Source organism: Lujinxingia sediminis (assembly GCF_004005565.1).
In the GTDB taxonomy this organism is placed as follows: Bacteria; Myxococcota_A; Bradymonadia; order Bradymonadales; family Bradymonadaceae; genus Lujinxingia; species Lujinxingia sediminis.
This window is the reverse complement of sequence record NZ_SADD01000001.1, coordinates 330737-351871: the sequence shown is the minus strand read 5'-3', so window position 1 is coordinate 351871 and position 21135 is coordinate 330737. Positions and strand designations below refer to the sequence as shown.

The following is a 21135-nucleotide window of genomic DNA, read 5'->3' as shown; positions in this document are numbered from 1 at the left end:
CCGCTCTCACCCACGTGTTCCGCACCACATGCGCACGCCGAGTACGCGCAGCAACGTCTCGGGTGCGGTGAGGCCGGCCTTTTCGGCCATCGCCACGGTGTCGTGCTCCGGGAGCACGTAGAAGCCATTCCCGGCCAGTCGGGCATCAAGGCGCGTCAGCTGCTCATCAGAGCAGCCTTGCTGACGAGACCATTGCACCCAGGTCCTTCGTTCCTCGGGGGTCGATGTCACGATCTCCGAGAGGACCCAGGGAGCGCCGGGGCGCAGGTGGCTGGCCCAGGCCTGCCAGAAATCATGGCGATCGGAGCCGGGGGCGATGAAGTGAGTGACCATCAGAGAGATGGCGGCGTCCCAGTCGGGGGATTCGCCCCTCTGCAAAGCTCGTGGGATGACGCGTACCTGCTCATGGAGCCCTTCGCGACGCAGGCGTTCGGTGGCGGCATGTGCCATGGCTTCGGCAGGCTCAAAGGCGATGATGTTCCAGGTGGGAAAGGCTGCCGCCAGGGCGATAAGTTCGTCTCCGGGGCCGGATCCGACCACACCGAGGGTGCCTCGCTCGGGGGCGCGCGCTAAGAGCGAGGCGATCGCAATCTCGCGCATCAAGGCGTGGGCGGGGAGAAGGCTGGTAATAGACCGGGTGTAATCATCCGAGCTGTTGAAGACCTTTTGAGCTGCCATAAGCTGTCCGTAAAATCAGGGATTCCGACGATGTGGACTGACCTCCATCATAATGACGTCGGCGCATCATACCGTTGCGACGCCTGCATTCAGCTTTCGTGGCAACCTGTTCGAGGTCATCGTCGCCGTCGGCCAGATCGGCGCCTCCAGGATCGCTCTCCATGTGCGTATCCGACCCGATGTACAGCGCCGAGAGGGTGCCACCGATGGCTGTGCCGAGGCAAAACCCATACGCCGCCACGTCGAAAGCGAAAGGATTGGGGGCCGTGGTCGGGTTGAGGGTTCCTTCTCAGCCAGCGAACATCGCCGGGGCAGGGATATCCTGTCCGAATCCCCACCTACCTCTGGTGGCCATCAACGATCGTTGGCGCGCCACCACGGCGAGCGAGGTTCATGAAGGCCAGGCTCAACCGAAGCGCCGGGGGCCGGGGTTACCCAGGTGTGGCCGCGCTCTTCAGCCAGCGAGACAAAGGTTTCAATGGGCTCAGTCCAGCTGTGCATCCCGAGATCAAAACTACCCCAGTGGATGGGCATGACGATGGCTGCGTCCATGACCTCAAATGCGTCAAGCGCGCCCTCGGGCCCCAGGTGAATCTGCCCCCAGGCCGCGTGGTACGCGCCGATCTCATACATGGCGATGTCAAAGGGGCCGTAGCGCTCCGCGATGTCCTTAAACCCATCGAAGAAGCCGGTGTCGCCACTGAAGAAGACGCGGTGTTCAGGGCCGACGAAGGTCCAGGATGCCCAGAGGGTTTCAAACCGGTCGAAGAGACCGCGTCCGGTGAAGTGGCGCGAGGGGGTCGCGGCGATGGTCAGGCCCTTGATGTCATGTTCATCCCACCAATCCAGTTCCACGATGCGTTCGTCGGGCACGCCCCAGCGCTCAAGATGTGCGCCTACGCCCAGCGGAACGAGAAAGAGCGCGTCGCTAAAGTGCAAGAGGTCTTTAACCGCCTGCATATCGAGGTGATCGTAGTGATCATGGGAGATGATCACCGCATCGAGTGTGGGGAGCTCGTCCGGCTGGATGACCAGGGGATGAAAGCGTTTGGGCCCCAGGATGGTGGAAGGGGAAGCGCGCTCCGAGAAGACAGGATCGAGAAGAACGCGCACCCCGTCGATCTCCACCAGGGTCGAGGAGTGGCCGAGCCAGGTCAGGCGTAGGCCGCTTAGAGGAGGGGACGCGAGATCGGGTACGTTCGTGGGGAGCTCGCGCGACGGGACGGAGTCTTCGGGCTTAGAGAACCAGCCGCGGGTCGTCTCCCAGGTGCCGCCGGGCTCCATCACCGAAGTCTCAACGGGGTTGAGAAAGATAGTCTCCTCCGCGCTCCAGTTGGGCGACGCCATGGCGCGTTCGAGGCGCTCTCCCTCAAGTGTGCCTCCCAGGCTTGCGAGCCAGGCTGTGGAGTGAAGGAGCACCAGAAGCAATGCGACGAGGGTTGCGGCGGCGATCAGCAGCGCGACACGCAGGTAAGGAGAGGTGTTCATCAAGGGGTCCACCGGAATTCAGTGAGTGAAAAGGTTCGCGCCAGAACAGATGCCTGGAAGAACTCGGCGGATACAAAATAAGCCGGGAGCAAAAGCTCCCGGCTCACATCAACGATATGGCTGCGCGCCCTGCCCTATCCTATCTCAGTACTTCGCCAGCCACTCAATCGCCTCGGCCAGATCTTCGATCTGCGGGAGGATGCGATCTTCGAGGTCGGGGTGGTAGGCCACGAAGCTGTCGAGGGCGGCGACGCGCTTGACCGGCCCATCGAGGTACTCGAAGAGCTCGTCGGCGATGCGGGTGGCGATCTCGGTACCGTAGCCCCAGCTCATGTTGTCTTCGTAGGCGACGATGACCTTGTTGGTCTTCTTGATCGAGGCGCTGATGGCGTCCCAGTCGTAGGGGCTGAGCGTACGCAGGTCGAGGATCTCGACGCTGAGCTCCGGGTGCATCTTCGCGGCGCGGCGGCTGCGCTCGACAAGCGCGCCGTAGGTGACAATCGTCAGGTCAGTGCCCTCCTGAACGATGTTGGCCTTGCCGAAGGGGATCATGTAGTCGGAGCCGGGGTTACGCCCCTTGTTGTAGGTCTGCCGGTAGAGGTGCTTGTGCTCAAGGAACATCACCGGGTCATCGCTGCGGATGGCCGTGCGCAAGAGTCCGTTGGCATCCTCGGCGTTGGAGGGCATCACAACACGAAGTCCCGGCACATGGGTGAAGAGAGTGACGCCGGATTGACTGTGGTAAGGCGCGCCGCCCTTGAGGTAGCCGCCGATGGGCACGCGCACCACGACCGGGGCCTTGAAGTTGTTGTTGGAGCGCCAGCGGATGTTGGAGAGCTCGTTCTTGAGCTGCATGTACGCCGGCCAGATGTAGTCGTAGAACTGGATCTCCACGACGGGTTTCAGGCCGCGGGTGGCCATGCCGATGGCGCGGCCAATGATATTGGCCTCGGCCAGGGGGCTGTTAAAGACGCGCACGCCGCCAAACTCCTCCTGGAGGCGGTGGGTGACCTTGAAGACGCCGCCTTTGCCTTTGACCTTGCCGAGCAGCTCCTCGTTGGTGACGTCAGCGACGTCTTCGCCGAAGATCACAATCGAGGGGTCGCGGCGCATCTCGGTGCGCAGCGCGTCGTTGATGAGGTCGACCATCGTGGTCTCCTGCGCGTCGTCTTCGTAGACCGGGGAGGTCTCGAAGTCGCCGGAGGTCGGGTCGACGTCAGGGGAGTAGATGTAGTCGAGAGCGGTGTCCGGGTGAGGCGTGGGAAGCTCCAGGGCGTCATCGACCGCTTTGCGGACGGTGGCCTCCACCTCGGCGCGCACCGCAGCGATCTCATCGTCGGTGGCGATGCCTTCCTCAATGAGCCAGGCAGGGTACGCTGTAACCGGGTCGCGCTTTGCCTCCGCTTCACGCTCGTGGTCGGGCTTGTAGAGCTTCTCGTCGTCGGACATCGAGTGGCTGTAGGGACGCACCACGTGCGCGTGCACAAGCGCCGGGCCCTGGCCGCTTCGGATGTAGTCGGCGGCCTCCTGCAACTTGCCGTAGCTCTCGACCGGGTCGCAGCCGTCGAACTCGGTGATGAAGAGGTTCTCAAAGCCGGAGCAGGCCTTCGAGATGGAGCCGCCGGCGGTCTGAACGCTGACGGGCACGCTGATGGCGTAGCCGTTGTCTTCAACCATGAACATCACCGGCAACTTCATCGCGCTGGCCGTATTAATCGCCTCCCAGAACTCGCCCTCACTCGTCGCACCATCACCGATGGAGACGTAGATGATCTCATCGCCGGTATACCGGTCCTTGCGATCCTGGAGCCCTTCGACCGCCGCCATGATGCGGGCGACCTGCGCGGCACCGGCGGCCTGCAGCATCTGAGTGCCGGTGCAGGACGACTGGCTGACGATGTTGAGGTCTTTGTGGCCCCAGTGCGCCGGCATCTGCCGACCGCCCGAGTTGGGGTCTTCCGACGAGCCCACCGCCTCGGCCAAAACCTCCAGCGGCGTCATGCCCAGGGTCACGCAGAGGGCGCGGTCGCGATAGTAGGGATAGAACCAGTCATAGGCCGGCTTAAGCACCTTGCCTGCAGCGACGAGCACGGCTTCGTGGCCGGCACCCGAGATCTGAAAGTAGATCTTCTGCTGACGCTTCAGGTTGATCTCGGCGTCATCCAGCTTTCGCGAGGTGTAGATGAGCCGGAACATCTCGACGAGCTCGGCTTTGCTCAACCCGTAGTAGGGTTGTTCCCCTTGATGCGTAGCCCCCGAACCGTTGGTTTTGGGCTGCGTGGACGGGCTCAGGTTACCTTGCTGTGTAGGTTCCACCACTTCACCTCCAGTGCGGGCGTACGACGCGTATGTCGACAGGTTTAACGGGGTCGGCGCATGCCCGGGTTGGGCATCCGCGCGCGGGCGTTCAGTGCGCGCGGTCGGCTCGATTTGGCGCAGAACTAACACACGCTCGAGCGGGGCGACAAGGGAGGTTCACGGCGATTTGGCGGGAGGATCGCCTGACGCAATGCGTCAGCCCGAAGGAGGGTTGTGGGTGGTCGATGAGGGATGAGGTTCAGCGGGGGCGCAGGCCCACATGAAGAAGCGCGGCGTAGCGCGCGTCCCCCTGCATCATCGCGCGGGCCACCCCGCAGATGGGAGTGATGCGCTTGCCCTGCGCCGCGACATACGCAGCAAAGTGATCGATCATCCGGCGAGCGTAGCCTTGCCCCCGACAGGCCGGATCGGTCCAGAGGTAATCGAGAAAAAAGCCCGTGTCGTCTTCGCGGTAGTCGATGCGCGACACCACCTTGCCACTCTCAGCGTCGGTGAGGGTGGCCGGGCTCTGCTGGGAGCTAAAGATAAGGTCCATCGTTGTCTCCGGGTGTATGGCAATTCGCCAGCGTGTCTTCGAGTCTCCATGGAAGAAGAACTCACGCTCTTCTGCTATTTCAGCGCCGCATCGCGAGCTGACGCGGCACCTGACCTGCAGCTCTCTCCTGTGCTAGATCGAGCCCATGAACCTCTTGAACGTACGACATTTAGGCATGAGTTTTGGCGGCCGGGCGCTCTACCGTGACGTGAGCTTCGGGCTCGACACCGGAGAGCGGGTCGCGGTGGTTGGACCCAACGGCTGCGGTAAATCTACGCTGCTGAGGTTGATCGCCGGGGAGCTCATCCCCGATGAGGGCGATATCACCCTGCGCGGAGGCACCCGGGTGGGCTACCTGGCGCAACAGGTCGAGTTTGGCGAGCAGACGACCTGCCGCCAGGTCGTGGCACGGGCGATGAAGCCGCGACGAGAGGCGATCGATGCCTTTCATGAGGTCAGCGCAAAGCTATCGGAGCCGATGAGCCCTGAGGAGATGGAGGCATCGCTGGAGCGCCAGGCCGAGCTTCAGCAGCACATCGAAGCCATCGGCGGCTGGGACTGGGAGCATCGCGTCGAGGAGATGCTCGACCGCCTGGGCCTCTCACCGCTCATCGATGTGCCGATGCGCCTGCTCTCCGGCGGGCAGCGCCGACGCGTGGGGCTTGCGCGCGCGCTACTCGATGATGCCGAGCTTTTGCTCCTCGATGAGCCCACCAACCACCTCGACGACGAGACGGTCGAGTGGCTCGAGGGTTGGCTGCAGGCACGCTCCGGCGCACTCGTCGTCATCACGCACGACCGCTACTTTTTGGAGCAGGTCGCCGGGCGCATTCTGGAGATCGACCACGACGGCTTCTACGATTACCCGGGCAGTTTTAAGACGTACATGGAGCGGCGCCTGCATCGCCTGGAGGTGCGTGAGCGCACCGAAGAAAAGCGCCAGAAAGAACTGGAGCGCGAGCGCGAATGGCTCGACGGAAGCGCGAAATCGACGGCGCGGCGAGCCCGCTGGCGAGTTGAGGAGATCGAGGAGGCCGCGGGCCGGGAGCCCGTCTACCAGCAGCGTCAGATTGAGATTGAGATTCCGCCGCCCGGCCCTTTTAGCGATCACATTCTGGTGGCGGCCGGCGTCTGGAAGTCCTTTAAGAGCGAGAATCGGGAGGGCGGCGAGTGCGTGGCGCTCTTGGAGTCGGCCCATCTGAGCCTGCGCCCCGGCGACCGGGTCGGAATCGTGGGGCCCAACGGCTGCGGCAAGTCCACGCTTCTGGAGATGCTTGTAGGAAACCTGCGCCCCGATGCCGGACGGGTGGAGCACGGGGAGCTGACCGAGATCGCTTATCTGCGTCAGAACGCCACGGGCGGTCCGCCCGAGGCGACCGTGTTGGAGGCGATGGGCGTGAGCGACTACGTGTGGCTGGGGAGGCAGCGGCTGCACAAACGCGACTACCTCGCGCGTTTTCTCTTCGACAAACACCTGCAGCGCGCGAAAGTGCGCACCCTCTCCGGCGGTCAGCGTCGGCGCCTGGCCCTGGCGAAGGTCATCGCGCAGAACTCCAACGTACTCATCCTCGATGAACCCACCAACGACCTCGATATGATGGCGCTTCATGCCCTTGAGGAGGCGCTCTCCGGCTTTGAGGGGTGTGTGGTGATGGTGAGCCACGACCGTTACTTCCTCAACGCGACGTGTACGGCGATCGCCGCCGTCGAAGAGCGTTCACTCCAGCGCTACGAGGGGGATTACGACGCCTACCGGGCGCGTCGTCCGGCGCTCTCCCGGGCGAAAACCCCGGCGGTGGATGCGGCTACGAGTGCGTCCGCGAAACACAAAGGTCCGAGCAAGGACGATGCGCAAAAGGGACGCGCCGCGAAGCCGACGCGCGCCGGGTTGACCTTCAAAGAGCGTCAGCGCCTGGAGACGCTGGAGGGTGAGCTGGAAGCCCTGGAAGAGAAAAAAGGAGCTATCGAAGCGCAGCTCAGCGACCCGGCGCTTTATGTCAGCCGGAGCTCGGAGATCGGGCCGCTGAACCGAGAGCTTCAAACGTTGAGTGAGTCCATCCAACGCCTGTGGGCGGAGTGGAGCACGCTGGAAGAGAAGCGCTGAAGCCCGACTCGTGGACCTTCGACACGCTCAACCGCCACCTACACCATCAACACGAAGACGACCGCCCTTCCCGGGGTCGTGCCCCTCCGCTCATGACTTCGTGGCGCTCTCCTGGAGTTCATGAAGACTCGGCACCTGCGCCACCCGGAAGTGCGGGTTAAAGATCAATCCCAACCGATTCCCAAAAGGATCGGCCAGCGACGCCACCCAGATCTCCTCACCCGTGTTCCAGGGCTCCACCAACGCGGTCGCGCCGAGAGCAATCAAACGCTGGAACGACGCCTGAATGTCCTCCACGCCCCATAAGGTCTCCGAGCCCCCCAGCGAGGGCTTAAGATCGCCGTCGGCCGGCATCAACCCGAGCTCGTAGCCGTGGACATCAAAGCCCACGTAATACTCGGTCGAATAGTAGGGCTCCACGCCAAAAGCCTCGCTATACCAGGCGGTGGCGGCTTTGAGATCGTCGACGGGGTAGATGACGGTGCGAAGTCCGAGCATGGTGTTCCTCCGTAGTTGCAATCAATGCATAAGATGTCGGGTGACTGGACCGCTCTGCAAAGTTCCGTGATGGTAGGACATACGTGCGTTTTAGAAGCTTGCTATCAGGTGCCTTATGAAGTCCTGGACCATCTCCCCTCGCAGTGCCGAGTTACTAGAACGGCTGCCTGTCTATAAACCGAGCAAAACAAGGGGCATCCTACGACTCGTTCGACTCGCTGCCTTCACAGACACACGGCACGCCGTGCTACGTCAACTGGTGCAAGCTGGCGAACCCGGAATCGTTCGCGCTCTGATCTACCGAATGAGGCCTGACGATCGCGCGTTCAATCTGGCCACCGCTGAGGCCGTCTGTGAGCTAATGGCGCTGATTCCGCTCGACGAGCTGGCAGCATTCTCTCGATGGGTGCGTTCGGGCTTTATCCATTATCTGTGGCCGAGCTGGCGATTGGATGAAGCGCTTCTCCATGAGCTGGAAAGCCTCGACGCGCCCCATATCACGCTCTTCTGGGGACTGCTCAGCATGCACCCCTCCGGCTACAACCGCGAAGCGGTGCTTGGCCCTCTGGCGAAGTCCCGAACTGGGCAGGAACTCCCCTTCATCATGCTACGCGCGCTGGATTGGGTACCCGAGGTTCGCGCGCCTGCGCTCGAAGCCCTGCGTGCACGCATCACTGGCGCTTGCGCGCCTCATTTCGCGAACGCGCTGACCGGGGTTGTTCGCCTCGCGAGCGCTCACGAGCGTTACAGCGACGTGCACGCGATCGTCGATTCCATTCACAGGCTCCTGACGTCGCCGGACCACGCCTTCTGCCTGCTTGACGCGATGGAGAGCGACTCCCGCATAACGCGGCGAGAGGCGTTTCGGCTGGCGATGCAGTCGACGAAGGAGGTTGCGGAGGAAGGTATCGTGAGGGCTTCCGCGTCGAGCGATCTGGCGTTGCGCCTTCGCGCCGCGGAGCATGCCGCCACGGTATATTCCAGCGAACCTCTTCAGGCATTCTGTAAGAAAGCGCTTCGCGACCCTCACTATGCTGTGCGCCGCGCCGCACTTCGCACCATCGCCGAGCACTGCCCGGCCATCGCCGATGAGATCTTGCACGCCGCGCTCCTCGACCCCCACGCCTCCCTGCGCGCGGTTGCCAGATTTCACCTGCTTGCCTCCGATGCCATCACCCACGAGGAGATTCGCGCGCTCTATCGCCGTGCGCTCGAGAGCGCCGCGCCCTCTCAACGCGCGCTCGGACTACAGGGCTTGAGCGATGTCGGTACGCCCGACGATGTCACCCGCATCGCGCATTATGTGAGCTCCGAGCACTCCAAAACCCGGCGGCTTGCCATCCAGGGGCTCACTCGCCACGAGGCCGTGCTCGACTACCACGAAACGCTTGTCGCGATGCTGAGCGATCCCGTGGCCAGCGTCGCTGCGGCTGCCCGCGACGCGCTTGCCACCCACCCCAAACTCCTCGACGGCCCAGCTCTCTGGGAGTTCTACGAGCAGGCCCCGCTTGAGCATACGCGACGCTTTGCGATGCACCTGCTGCGTCGTCTCCCGATCTGGACACGGATCACCTACCTTCTGCGAATTGTGCAGGTAGCGCCCGATGACGCCCTTCCATCGCTGCAGTCCTGGTGCAGGCAAGCAAATCATATCTATACGACCATGACGGACGATGCGTACGAGGACGCGGCGAGTGCTCTGAATCAGGTCCGCGGGAGCCTCCCCTATACCATGGATGATACGATTGCCGGATTGCTTGAGGCGAAGCGATCCGGTTAGTCAGCATTTTTGCTGATGCGACGCCCTGTGGACCCACGCTGCCTTTTTTGCGCTTCGAGCATGACCTCCACGGGCAACCGTCGATCTCGAGCCGAAACGCAAAAAATCACGACCGCGAGCGCCGCGCTCGCGTTGAATTGCAAAAAATCACGTCCCCCACACTTAAGCTCGCGTGCTTTCCGATACAAAACACGTCCCCGACGCCCGATTTCACGTTTTGGATTTATAAAACGCGAGCCCGACACCCGATCTCGTGCTGCAGTCCGTCATGATCGCGAGATCGACACTCGATCTCACGTTTTGAACCGGGGCGACGCAAGATCGGCACTCGATCTCACGTTTTGAACCGGGGCGACGCAAGATCGACGCCCGATCTCACGTTTTGGATTCCCAAAACGCGTGCCCGGCGCTCGATCTCGCGTTTTAGCCCCTTCGCTGAACAAAAAACGCCGGCGGCCTCTCGGCCACCGGCGTTTTTTATCATGCGTTTGACTTCGTTGTTCTCATCGTACAACTCGTTATAACGCCGTGAGGCAATGTTGATGTCTTTGAGTGCGATAGTGAGATTAACCTGAGCAAGACGCAAACCACTGGCGACGCTTTAGCATCGTCGAGGATTTTCAACGCAGTTCAGGGCACTCTCAATGCAGAAGACATAACATCAACATTGGCCCACGGCGTAGTAATAACACTGTACTAAAAGCGCTACACTCGAGCACATTCTACTTCGTCTCGCCATGAGTTGTTTTTGACGCCAACTGACGCAGGTCAATAAGTGGCAAGCGAAACGACTCGCCAGCCTCCTCCATCAACCGAGAAATCATGGGTCTCATATAACTCAAAACAACCGACATGATGGTGAGTCGACACTGCTTCTCGAACATCTCGCGACTCAGGCTTCCGTCCTGCCTGGCTATCGCAGCGTATTCGATACGCAACTCAAAAGGCCCCGCCCCCTCTTCCCACTCCACTTCGACTTTGAATGTTATGATCGCCTCGTTGGGATCGTGCTCGTCAATCCCGACGCCTCCCTGGAGCGACAGGCGATAATCAAGCTCCCTCTGTTCAAACGCTTCGCGATCTTCAGAAAATCTAAAACAAAGTTCACGAAGAGAAGTCCCTACGAGCTGAATCGGACTCAAGTAATCATTATCCATTACGCATAAACTTCATCAGCGTCCTCATCCGTGGCATTTCGACCCACGACTCGGACGTGTATCACATCGCGCGCACCTTGCTTCTTGTGACGGGCATGCGGACAACTCAACGCCAATCGTTCTACCCCTGTCGCGCTCACCAACTGATTTATCAACGTGTTTTGCGATGACAAAACAACGTCACGCGAGGAGTTATCTCCTCCCCAAAACTGTATAACCTCGCTCCACGTTCTGACGGTCGCATGCTCGTGAACATTTGGCGACAGGAGGGCTATCAGTTCATCGAGCATGGCATGCCGTTCGTAGTGCTCCTTCACAACCGTTTTAAAACCGGATTCAGACAAGGATTGGTGAATCAACCCCTGCCCCAGATCCGGCCCTACACGCCGTTCAGACAACTCAGCCCCATAGGAATGCAATATAGAAACAATCCAATCCTCCGAGGCAGACTCGATGACTTCCAACGCTTTTTCGAGATCTTTTTCCAGGTCACGCGCCATCGCAAACCTCGCACTTTTTGATGATAGAAGAGTCAAAGACGACGATCACCATACGAAACCCCGCGACCAATTGAGTCCCTACCGATCGGGCCGTTTCTTGCCGCTCGTTCAAATGTACCGCAATCCGCACGCCTGCTACAGGCGGACGTCCGGCGGCTTTCAACGCCTCCTGGGTCAAGCGAACCAGCGCACCGACTGTGTCGAGGGCTGTGGGCGGGCCGCTACTGCTTTTGTCGAGTACTTTAGCTCAATGAGCACCATGGAGTGGTACCTGATGGGAGACGACTGCGAAGACAGCTCCATCCCCCGCTACGTACTCCCGGCGCTACCGGAAGTCTATGAGCTGGAGCGATTCAAAGCTGCCCCCTATTACGCCACCTTCGGCGAAGCGATGACGACCTCAAGCCCGGTGCCAAATAGCGGCCTCTACGAGGAGCGCTATCGGATCGTAAATGAGCTTTTCAGCGAATAAACACGCTCGCGAGCGCTCCTGCCATAGAACGCGTCCCCGGCGCTCGCTCTCGTGCTTCCGGCCACTATGATCGCGAGTTCGACGCCCGATCTCGCGTTTTGGATTCCCAAAACGCATCCCCGGCGCTCGATCTCGTGCTTCCGGCCACCATGATCGCGAGTTCGACGCCCGATCTCGCGTTTTGGATTCCCAAAACGCATCCCCGGCGCTCGATCTCGTGCTTCCGGCCACCATAATCGCGAGTTCGACGCCCGATCTCGCGTTTTGGATTCCCAAAACGCGTCCCCGACGCCCGATCTCACGTTTTGGATTCCCAAAACGCGTGCCCGGCGCTCGATCTCGCGTTTTAGCCCCTTCGCTGAACAAAAAACGCCGGCGGCCTCTCGGCCGCCGGCGTTTTTTGTCATGCTTTTAACTTCGTTGAGCTTTCGTTTCGACCTTCGTTGCGCGATCGCCACAAAGGTCGTCAGACGCCCGCTACAGGTTCCCGGACGCCCGCCCCGAAGGCCTCAATTCGCCACAAAGTTCAGAATCCGACCCGGCACAAAGATCACGCGGCGGATGGTCTTGCCGGCCAGGTGCTCCTCGACCTTCGGGTTGGCCCTGGCGAGCGCGACCACGGCCTCCTCGTCGGCATCTTTGGGCACGGTGATCTCCCCGCGGAGCTTGCCCATCACCTGGACAGCCAGCTCGTAGGAGTCGTCCTCCAGCCACTGCTCCTCAAACGAGGGCCAGGGCGCGTTGATGACCGAGGGCTCATGGCCCAGACGCTCCCAGAGCTCCTCGGCGGTATGCGGGGCATAGGGCGCGAGCATCTGCACCAGCGGGCTGACCGCGCTGCGGGGCACGCTATCGAGCTTATAGAGGAAGTTGACGTACTCCATCATCGCGGCGATGGCGGTGTTGTAGCGCAGCTCCTCGGTATCTTCGGTGACCTTCTTGATGGTGCGGTGCAGCTGGCGCAGCGTCTCATCGGTGGGGTCGGTGTCGACGATGGTGTCACTCAGGCCCTCGTCGCCAGCCACCAGGCGCCAGACGCGTGAGAGGAAGCGATGCACACCGCTGACCCCGCGCGGATTCCAGGGCTTGGTCTGCTCAAGCGGGCCCATGAACATCTCGTAGAGACGCAGGCTGTCGGCACCGTACTCGGCGATCACGTCGTCGGGGTTGACGACGTTGCCGCGCGACTTCGACATCTTCTCGACGATCTCCTCAAGCTCAATGCCGTGCTCCGGGTGGAAGGGGACCTCGTTCTTCCACGCCACCTTATCGGCGGTGATGGTGGCCGGGGAGAGGTCCTGACGATCGCCCACCTCCTTAAAGCTCACCGGCTCCCCTTGCGGGGTCTTGAAGTACTGGTAGGTCACGCCCAGGATCATCCCCTGGTTGACCACCCGCTGGAAGGGCTCTCTGGTGGAGACGACGCCGATATCGTAGAGCACCTTATGCCAGAAGCGCGCGTACAGAAGGTGCAGCACCGCGTGCTCGGCGCCGCCGACGTAAAGATCGACGGGCATCCAGCGTTTTTCCTTCTCCGGGTCGACCGGCGCTTCATCATTTTTGGGGTCGATGTAGCGCAGGTAATACCAGCAGGAGCCGGCCCACTGGGGCATCGTGTTGGTCTCGCGACGCGCCGGGGTTCCGTCGCGCGGGTCGGCGGTGTTGACCCACTCTTCAATCGTCGCGAGCGGTGATTCACCGGTGCCGCTGGGCTGGTAGCGCTCCACGTCGGGGAGGGTCAGCGGAAGCTGCTCTTCGGGGAGCGTCACAATCTCGCCATCGTCGCGATGCAAGATCGGGAAGGGCTCGCCCCAATAGCGCTGGCGGCTAAAGAGCCAGTCGCGAAGTTTGTAGTTGATGGTCCCCTGGCCCAGCCCGCGCTCCTCCAGCCAGGCGATGATGCTCTTCTTGGCGTCGGCGACCTTCATTCCGCTTAAGAAGTCGGAGTTCACAAGCTCACCATCGCCGGTATGCGCCGCCTCGGCGACGTCGCCGCCGGAGATCACCTCCACAATGGCCAGGCCGTGGGCTTTGGCGAACTCCCAGTCGCGCTCATCGTGGCCGGGAACCGCCATGATGGCGCCGGTGCCGTAGCCGTAGAGCACGTAGTCGGCGATCCAGATGGGGATGCGAGCGCCGTTGACCGGGTTGATGGCGTAGGCGCCCGTAAACACGCCGCTCTTCTCCTTCTGAAGCTCGGTGCGCTGCAACTCGCTCTTGGTCGCGGCCTCTTTGCGGTAGGCGTCGACCGCATCGCGCTGCGCGTCGCTGGCCAGGTCATCGACCAGGGGATGCTCCGGCGCCAGCACCATGTAGGTCGCCCCGAAGAGCGTATCGGGGCGCGTGGTGAAGACGCGGATGTTGGCGTCGAGCCCGTTGGCCGAGCCGGCGTCGACTTTAAAGTCGACCTCCGCCCCCTGGGAGCGCCCGATCCAGTTGCGCTGCATATCTTTGAGGTGCTCGGGCCAGTCGATGATCTCCAGGTCCTCAAGCAGACGCTCGGCGTAGGCCGTGATCTTGAGCATCCACTGGCGCATCGGCTTGCGGATGACCGGGTGGCTGCCGCGCTCGCTGCGCCCGTCGATGACCTCTTCGTTCGCCAGAACGGTGCCGAGCGCCGGGCACCAGTTCACGGGAACTTCGGCGATGTACGCCAGCCCCTGCTCATAGAGTTTGAGGAAGATCCACTGCGTCCAGCGGTAGTAGTCCGGGTCGGTGGTGTTGATCTCCCGATCCCAGTCGTAGGCAAAGCCCAGCGCCTGGAGCTGGCCCTTGAAGGTTTCGATATTCTGAACGGTGGTATCGCGCGGATGGGTGCCGGTGTTGATGGCGTGCTGCTCGGCCGGAAGCCCAAACGCATCCCAGCCCATCGGGTGCAGCACATCAAAGCCCCGCGCACGCTTAAAACGCGCCATAATATCGGTGGCGGTGTAGCCCTCGACGTGTCCCACGTGCAGCCCGGAGCCCGAGGGATAGGGGAACATATCGAGCACGAAGAAGGAGGGTTTGGAGAGATCTTCTTCGACCTTAAAGGTCTTGTTCTTCTGCCAGAAGGCCTGCCACTTGGGCTCGATCTGATCGGGACGAAAATCGGACATGCTCGGGCTCGTTTGGAAAAAGTCGAGGTTGAATCCAGCTGAACAGCTTCATGGTTGCGCCCTGTGCGCGTAGCGATGAGGCGCAGCAGGGAGATGTAGCCCAGCGCCGGAGGCGGGGCAAGGAGCGCGGGCCACCTGCCGACGAGCGCTCAATCCTGAGCGCCGTAGGTTGTGTGCAGGTAGGCGACGATGTCGTCGGACTCGAACATCGCCACACCCTGGTTGGGGTCGACGAGGTAAGGCACCATCACGCGCCCCGCAAGCTCATGAAACTCAGGTCGGCGAGCGGAGCCCTTAGCGACGTTCTTGACATGGTAGTCGAGGTTGAGCTCGTTGAGGGTCTCGCGCACTTTTCGGCAAAATGGCGAGGCCTCAAAGTTGTAGAGGACGAGCGTTGAGTCGGGTTGCGAGCGAGCTTCAAAGCCCGGGCGTACGCGCAGCCCCCGGGGACGTATGGCTGTGGCCATGGAGCCGGCCACCGTGCTCGGAAAGCTCGTGACGATGTCGAGCAGTCCGCGCCCATCGCCGTAATGCTCATGCAGGTAGGCGATGATCGCCTCCGACTCCAGGAGGACCGTGTCGGTATTCGGGTCCACAAGCAGCGGAAACTGCGCTTTGCCGCTGAGTTCAACCGCGCGCGCTCGCTTGGTCTCATCACCCTTCGCGCAGGTACGGTTGATGAACTCCAGGTCGAGCTCGCTCATCGCCTCGCGAACCTTGCGGCAGTAAGGGCAGCCCTCAAACTCATAGAGTTCCAGCGCTTTTGCCGGACGGGGGGGATGCTGGCGGTTATGCGACGTCACGAAGAGACCGCGACCGGCACGCATCATGGAGACCATCAACGCATGGACGTTGTTAAGAGCAGACATCGAGATCCTTGAGCGCAGGCGCGCGTAGAGGGGAGGTTGAACAAAGCTCAGGGGCGGTCGACGCGCACGCGATACGACCAGGCCCAGCCCGGCGAGCCGCATTCGGCGTCGCTGCCGGTGATCATGAAGAAGTAATAGCCCGCCTCAAATTCCCCCGGCGGCCAGGGAAGCAGGGCTTCAAAACGCCCGCGCGCATCGACCGGCACGCAGGTCTCTTCCCACTGGTTGGAGCCGACCGAGCGTCGGTGAATGGTGATGTTGGGGAAACGCCCCCGGGAGACTCCCTCAATACGCTGGCCTGCGACCCCGTCGCCAAGCTCCAGCACCGTGGGAAGGCGTTTATCTAAAAAGATCCCCTGATGAGCGAACGCGTCACGTGGAAGCGTGGAGTACTCGGTGTCGTCACAGGTCAACGACAGGTCGTTGCGCGAGGCGTAGGTGGCGCGCGGCAGCGGAAAGGCGTAGCCCATGCGGCGCGCCTCTTCAAAACGCACCGGCATCGTCACACCGGCCAGGTTGCTCAGGGCGAAATGCAGGTGCGATCCGCTGGAGTAACCGGTGTTGCCACACAACCCCACGATATGTCCGGCACAGACCTGCTCGCCAGGCTGCACCAGGGCCCCGAAATGTTGCAGGTGATAATAGGAGGAGTAGGTGCCATCGCCGTGATCGAGCACCACGTAGTTAGCCTCCTCCACACACTCAAGATCGGAACATCCCATGTTGGAGTCGCCGCGCACCGACCAGACCACGCCGTCGCGGGAGGCGACCACCGGGGTGCCCTCCTCGCAGGCGAAGTCCACCGCAAAGGCCAGATCTTCTTTGTGGCTGGTATAGCCGTGGAACCCCTGGGTGACCTCAGCGCTGAAGCCTTCGCGAAAGGGGATCTTATGTTCGGGGGTGACCTGGTTGCGGCAGATGCCGCTCTTATCGAGCTGGGCGCCCGCCAGGCAGACCGGCGATGGCGAACGAAAGGAGGCGCAGCCAGCCGACATGGTGAGCATCAAGAGCAGCCCCACGAGGTATCTGCGCTCTGCACCACGCTCCCACCGAAGATGCGCCGCCGCGCTCTGAGACGTCCCGACTGCTCGCACTGCTGATCACCTGTCGGCCTCCCATGTAAGGAGGCACCGCACCGTCGACATCCTACCCGGGTTGTGCACCCGCAAGCGCTCTGCGCTCGCAGGGCTCCCGGGGTGCAGAGTGGCGAGGATGATGGTGCCGCACCGCCAGCGCGTCAACCCCGGCTCGGCGCAGAGCGTTTTGACAGCGCCTGAGCCCCGGTGACATCATCGCGCGCCTGATGTCTGGCCCATCGCAAGCCTCTCCCTAACGCCCCTATCACCCAGCCCTTCTGCACGCTTCAGGACGCCATGGAACCGATCACCTGGGCCCTACTGACCACGCTGGTGCTGCTGGCCGGCGGCGGAGTCACACAGGCCACCCGCCAGCGCCGCCGCGCGGTGGAGCGCGCCACATTGCGTCAGGCGCTGCGCGTCTCCCGACCGGTGGGCAACACCCGGGTGTCGATCTTCGATATCTACTGGGACCTGGGCGCTTCGAGCTGGGCGCTGGAGCTGATGCATCACCACAACCTGCTTCCCTCCACCGAGGACGCGATCTTCGGCGCGTGGTCTCGGCTTGAAGATCTGGTGGCCGGCCACGGCAGCTACGACGCGTTTTTAGAAGATAGTCTGGAGGCCATTGGCGAGTTCTTCTCGGAGCATCGCGAGGTGGGCAGCCGACGCCAGCTCCCGGCGCTGAGCTATGAGGATCGCCGTCTGCTGGAGGTCGATTCCGGGGATCACGTGGCCTCTCAAGATGCCGACAACCTCCCGGTGCTGCGCCGCGCCGGAAGTGGCGTGCCCACCTACCAGGAAGCGCGCCAGCGACGGGCGCTCCGAGGGGACACCCGGAGCGGTGGCGATTGGGGGGCCTCGCTGGGTCTATCGGAGCGGGGATCGGCGATCTTCGACGTCGACCGCATCGGCAACCTCGACGCGACCGCCGTGCTCGACGCCTTTGTCAGCGGCGATCTTGGCCGGCGCCTGGAGCAGTGGTGGAAAATGCGCCGGGTGCGCCAGCTTCGCGATGCACTCGATAAGGAATTGAGCGCCTTCTACTCCTATTACGCCGACATCGTGCATCGCACCCCTGATTTCTACGCACCGCTCTACGACGCCAGCCGCCGCTGGCGCGATGAGGCCACCCGCCAGCGTTTTGATCGCAAACGCCGTGACTGGCGCGGAGAGCACTGGGGCGCGGCCGCCGATCTTTTGAGCGAAGACGCCATCGCGCTGGCCGAGTCGCTGGCCGAGCGGGCCTACAAAAACACCCACGACACCATTGAGACGCTCCACGCCCATGCTGCCCGCGGCAACGTGGCGATGGCCGGATACCTGGTCTACCTCAACGCCCACGCCTTCTTCGCCGGTCGCCATCCCGAGTACGGAGAGCACATGCGCCGGGTGGACTTCGCCACCCACCGCCTCCAGGAAGAGCTGCGAAAGTTACGCGATGAGGGCGTACTCTGAGCGCTTGCAGCGCGGCGCCTTTAACGCACCAGCGGATTGTCCCACTGCCCGGCGTCATTGAAGCGGACCGGGATGCTTCCGATCGGCGTCTCAAAATGGCACGCCCCGGAGACCTGCCAGGGAATCACCGGCTCGCGAATAATGCGCGAGGTGCTCTGCTTCGCCTCGGCAAATCGCACCGAGACCGGCACATCCACCCGAGCGCTTCCTTTCGCCGGGATTCTCTGGTCGGGGCGCGCCGAGCCGCTGGCCAGATAGGCCGAAAAAAGATCGACGCGCCAGTCCACCTCCCGCAGCGGCAACGCATACTCGTTAGGGTTGGCCAGATCGAAGATCAGGCCGAAGTTGAGCCCGCTTAAGTTCAGCGAACGAAACTCCACATCCCGCACCGACGCCCGCGGTGCGGCACACCCGACCACCAGCACCGCCGCCAAAAAAAGCAACACAAGCGCCGTGGTAACGCGCCATCTCGAAGTGGTGTATTCGGTCATCGCCTGGTCTCCTCGCGTAAATAAGGACAGCACCTCCGCCGGCGCCTCGTTTGCGAAATGGTGCGCCAGCTCGCCCGCTTAGAGCAAGCGCGTTGACGCCGATGCACACCATCGGTACAAGGTCCGCCCTTTCGCGTGTCGCCTTCGGGCAACGCGCGATCGATCTTCACCCGACACCACCTGAGGCACCCGATGAACAGCGCTAACTTTGAGCTCGATCTCCTGGATTTTCAGGGCGAGCCTATCGAGCTGAGTTTTGAAGCCCCGATGGAGGAGCTGGAGTGGCTGGCAAAAGGGCTCGAGTCCACCGGGTACCGCCCCGCCGACGACGTCTCCTTTAAAGTCGACTTGAGCGCTCAGCTCATTGAGACCACCGTGCGTCTTCATGGCGAGGTTGAGGGCGCGCTCAGCTATGAATGTGGCCGTTGCATGCGTGAGCGGCGCTTCGAGCTTGACTCTTCGGTGGAGTTTGTGTTGATGTCTCGCGCTTCGTGGGAGGAGGCCTATGGCGATCGCGAAGAGATCGTGCTAAGTGCCGACGACCTCGACGTGAGCTTCTACGAGGGAGAGGTCATTGACCTTCGCCCACTCATTGTAGAAGCGGTGGTTCTGGAGCTCCCCACGTTTGCGCGGTGCACCGAGGAGGATAAAGCGTCCTGTGACGCGGCCTTCGAGGCGCATGTGGGCCAGGAGACGGTGGAGGCCAATGAGGCCAACTCCATCGATCTTCGCTGGTCGAAGCTGCGCGAGGTTAAGCTCAAGAGCAACGACACCGAATAAGTGACCCCGGCCCCGACGATTGTCGGTGGCTTCAGGCAATTTTGATGAAGGCAAGGGCACCTGTGAGCCTGCGCCAGACAAGAAGCATGAGAGGAGGCTACCATGGCTGTGCCCAAGAAACGTAAGTCCCAGGCCAAGACGCGCTCGCGTCGCGCAAACCACGACAAGCTCACCGCGATCAAGCTGCAGCGCTGCCCGCAGTGCTACGCGCCCAAGCGCTCGCACCGCGCCTGCGCCGACTGCGGCTTCTACGGCGAAGAGCAGGTCGTTGAGGTGTGGGAGCAGTACTAAGGCCCGCACACCGACCTGGTCGGATCTGAAGATGATGAAGCAGCTGTCGCCGGTGATCCCGCCCGAATATTGATCGGGGGCGGGTTTACCGGCGCGCTGCGTTTAACGCCATGAGGCAAGGGTGACGCCTTTGAATGCGAGATTGAGAGTGACGTGAGCAAGGCGCAAAACGCAGGCGATGCTCGCGCATCGTCGAAGATTTGCAACGCAGCTCAGAGTACTCTCCATGCAGCAGACATGGCGTCAACGCTGGCTCATGGCGTCGTAACGCTCGGAAACCTATGTCGACCTTAGCGCGTGTGATCGAGGTGATCTCGGAGGTCTTCGAGATCAGCGCAAAAGAGATTGGTCCCAACGACCGCTTCGCCGAAGACCTGGGTGTGACCAGCCTGGATGTGGTCAACCTGGTCTGGCGCATTGAGGAGGTCTTCGGGCTGGGCGAACTTCCCGAAGAGGCGCTGGAGTCGGTGACAACCGTCGGCGAGCTGGTGGCGCTGATTGAACCCTTGCGCGGCGAGCCGAGTGAGGCTGTGGCGATCGACGATGTGGCAATCGCCGCCGACCATGCCGGCGTCGACTTTAAGGCCGAACTCTGCGCCTGGTTGCAATCCCGGCAGAAGTCGGTGCGCGACTTAGGCCCCTCCGAGAGCGCCTCGGTCGATTATCCGGACTTCGCCGAGCGGGTTGCACGTGTGGTCGCGCGCGGGGAGGCCACGCTGGGGATCCTGATCTGTGGTTCGGGCGTGGGCATGTCGATCGCCGCCAACAAGATCGACGGCATCCGCGCCGCCCTGGTCACCAACCCGGTACAGGCGGCCCTTGCCCGTAAGCATAACAACGCCAACGTCTTATGCCTGGGGGCCCGACTCACAGGCCCCGATATGGCCAAAGCCTGCATCGAAGCCTTCTTGACCACGCCCTTTGATCCGGGCGATGACGGGCGCCACCGCCGTCGCGTCGCCCGCATCTGCGAGCTTGAAGGGCGCGGCAAGACCGACTCCTGATCCTCCTTATCTCAGACGTGTTATGCGCTGTCCCTTCTGTGGCCACCTCGAAGATCGCGTTGTGGACTCCCGCCAGGCTCGCGGGGGCTCGGCGATCCGTCGTCGACGTGAGTGCCTGCAATGCGAGCGGCGCTACACCACCTACGAGCAGATCGAGGAGGCCTTCCCGCAGGTCGTCAAACGCGACGAGACCCGCGAGGAGTACGACCGCCAGAAGATCGAGCGGGGCATCCGCCTGGCCTGCAGCAAACGCCCCATCTCGGTGGCCCAGATCGAGGATGTCGTCGACCGCTTCGAGGAGCACATGCTTGAGCTGGGCGCGCGCGAGGTGACCAGCGACTGGATCGGCTCCACGATCACCACCGAGCTGCGCGATCTGGATCCGGTTGCCTACATTCGATTCGCCAGCGTCTACCGCGCGTTTAATAACATCGACGAATTTCTCGACGAGCTACGCGAGCTCGATCGTTTTGAGCGCGACCGTCACCCCTCGCCACCTGCTGGCGAGCCCGACGAGCCGGCGACCAAGGACTGAGA

The 21135-nt window shown here is 62.2% G+C and carries 19 protein-coding genes and 1 pseudogene; 9 read left to right on the top strand and 11 right to left on the bottom strand.

From position 1 onward, the window contains the following. Nucleotides 1–6 precede the first annotated feature (6 nt). The 4 genes from EA187_RS01450 to EA187_RS01435 all read right to left on the bottom strand — a co-directional run bounded on the left by EA187_RS01450 (nt 7) and on the right by EA187_RS01435 (nt 5038). The gene (locus tag EA187_RS01450; RefSeq protein ID WP_127778934.1) at nt 7–678 is read right to left on the bottom strand and encodes a class I SAM-dependent methyltransferase; all 672 of its coding nucleotides are present in this window, start codon (nt 676–678) and stop codon (nt 7–9) included. 354 nt (nt 679–1032) lie between these two features. Further along, nucleotides 1033–2166, bottom strand: a complete 1134-nt coding sequence (locus EA187_RS01445; RefSeq protein ID WP_127778933.1) for an MBL fold metallo-hydrolase — start codon at nt 2164–2166, stop codon at nt 1033–1035. A gap of 144 nt (nt 2167–2310) precedes the next feature. Further along, a complete protein-coding gene (locus EA187_RS01440) occupies nt 2311–4485 on the bottom strand; it encodes an alpha-ketoacid dehydrogenase subunit alpha/beta (protein WP_206524151.1) in 2175 nt (724 codons plus the stop codon). Between the two features lie 238 nt (nt 4486–4723). Beyond that, entirely contained in the window at nt 4724–5038 is a 315-nt protein-coding gene (locus EA187_RS01435; RefSeq protein ID WP_347343328.1) for a GNAT family N-acetyltransferase, read from the bottom strand. A 127-nt stretch (nt 5039–5165) separates the two neighbouring features. Here EA187_RS01435 and EA187_RS01430 point away from each other — a divergent pair, with 127 nt between their 5' ends. Then, nucleotides 5166–7124 carry an ABC-F family ATP-binding cassette domain-containing protein gene (locus EA187_RS01430; RefSeq protein ID WP_127778931.1) on the top strand — a complete coding sequence of 653 codons (1959 nt, stop codon included), beginning with the start codon at nt 5166–5168 and terminating at the stop codon, nt 7122–7124. A gap of 90 nt (nt 7125–7214) precedes the next feature. On the opposite strand, the gene EA187_RS01425 is transcribed toward EA187_RS01430, so the two are convergent. Then, nucleotides 7215–7622: a VOC family protein gene (locus EA187_RS01425; RefSeq protein ID WP_115603276.1), complete on the bottom strand. Its 408-nt coding sequence runs from the start codon at nt 7620–7622 to the stop codon at nt 7215–7217. 304 nt (nt 7623–7926) lie between these two features. On the opposite strand from EA187_RS01425, the gene EA187_RS01420 reads away from it, so the two are divergent. After that, nucleotides 7927–9402, top strand: a complete 1476-nt coding sequence (locus EA187_RS01420) for a hypothetical protein (RefSeq protein ID WP_115603277.1) — start codon at nt 7927–7929, stop codon at nt 9400–9402. Nucleotides 9403–10124: 722 nt separating this feature from the next. Here the strand turns inward: EA187_RS01420 and EA187_RS01415 are convergent. After that, entirely contained in the window at nt 10125–10559 is a 435-nt protein-coding gene (locus EA187_RS01415) for a hypothetical protein (RefSeq protein ID WP_115603278.1), read from the bottom strand. After that, on the bottom strand, nt 10559–11059 hold the full coding sequence (locus tag EA187_RS01410; protein ID WP_127778930.1) for a hypothetical protein: 501 nt from the start codon (nt 11057–11059) through the stop codon (nt 10559–10561). Before EA187_RS01410 ends, EA187_RS01415 begins: the two co-directional genes overlap by 1 nt. A gap of 259 nt (nt 11060–11318) precedes the next feature. Between EA187_RS01410 and EA187_RS01405 the strand changes: the two genes are divergently transcribed. Beyond that, a complete protein-coding gene (locus tag EA187_RS01405) occupies nt 11319–11531 on the top strand; it encodes a hypothetical protein (RefSeq protein WP_127778929.1) in 213 nt (70 codons plus the stop codon). Between the two features lie 509 nt (nt 11532–12040). On the opposite strand, the gene leuS is transcribed toward EA187_RS01405, so the two are convergent. The 3 genes from leuS to EA187_RS01390 form a co-directional block, all read right to left on the bottom strand. Further along, nucleotides 12041–14629, bottom strand: a complete 2589-nt coding sequence (gene leuS / locus EA187_RS01400) for a leucine--tRNA ligase (protein WP_127778928.1) — start codon at nt 14627–14629, stop codon at nt 12041–12043. A gap of 149 nt (nt 14630–14778) precedes the next feature. Then, nucleotides 14779–15498, bottom strand: a complete 720-nt coding sequence (locus EA187_RS01395) for a glutathione S-transferase N-terminal domain-containing protein (RefSeq protein ID WP_164855884.1) — start codon at nt 15496–15498, stop codon at nt 14779–14781. 47 nt (nt 15499–15545) lie between these two features. Further along, complete coding sequence (locus tag EA187_RS01390) at nt 15546–16592, bottom strand: M23 family metallopeptidase (RefSeq protein ID WP_127778927.1); 1047 nt, start codon at nt 16590–16592, stop codon at nt 15546–15548. Nucleotides 16593–16871: 279 nt separating this feature from the next. Between EA187_RS01390 and EA187_RS01385 the strand changes: the two genes are divergently transcribed. Beyond that, nucleotides 16872–18032: a hypothetical protein gene (locus tag EA187_RS01385; protein ID WP_127778926.1), complete on the top strand. Its 1161-nt coding sequence runs from the start codon at nt 16872–16874 to the stop codon at nt 18030–18032. Between the two features lie 20 nt (nt 18033–18052). Here the strand turns inward: EA187_RS01385 and EA187_RS01380 are convergent, their stop codons facing one another. Then, complete coding sequence (locus EA187_RS01380; protein WP_127778925.1) at nt 18053–18523, bottom strand: LEA/WHy family protein; 471 nt, start codon at nt 18521–18523, stop codon at nt 18053–18055. Between the two features lie 192 nt (nt 18524–18715). Here EA187_RS01380 and EA187_RS01375 point away from each other — a divergent pair, with 192 nt between their 5' ends. The 5 genes and pseudogenes from EA187_RS01375 to nrdR all read left to right on the top strand — a co-directional run bounded on the left by EA187_RS01375 (nt 18716) and on the right by nrdR (nt 21133). Next, nucleotides 18716–19303, top strand: a complete 588-nt coding sequence (locus tag EA187_RS01375) for a YceD family protein (RefSeq protein WP_127778924.1) — start codon at nt 18716–18718, stop codon at nt 19301–19303. A 102-nt stretch (nt 19304–19405) separates the two neighbouring features. Next, a complete protein-coding gene (rpmF, locus tag EA187_RS01370) occupies nt 19406–19594 on the top strand; it encodes a 50S ribosomal protein L32 (RefSeq protein WP_111727862.1) in 189 nt (62 codons plus the stop codon). A 281-nt stretch (nt 19595–19875) separates the two neighbouring features. Beyond that, nucleotides 19876–20082: pseudogene (locus EA187_RS21025) on the top strand (acyl carrier protein); the annotation flags it as partial. 57 nt (nt 20083–20139) lie between these two features. Next, a complete protein-coding gene (gene rpiB, locus EA187_RS21020) occupies nt 20140–20598 on the top strand; it encodes a ribose 5-phosphate isomerase B (protein ID WP_347343327.1) in 459 nt (152 codons plus the stop codon). 22 nt (nt 20599–20620) lie between these two features. Continuing rightward, on the top strand, nt 20621–21133 hold the full coding sequence (nrdR, locus tag EA187_RS01360) for a transcriptional regulator NrdR (RefSeq protein WP_115603288.1): 513 nt from the start codon (nt 20621–20623) through the stop codon (nt 21131–21133). Nucleotides 21134–21135: the final 2 nt, after the last annotated feature.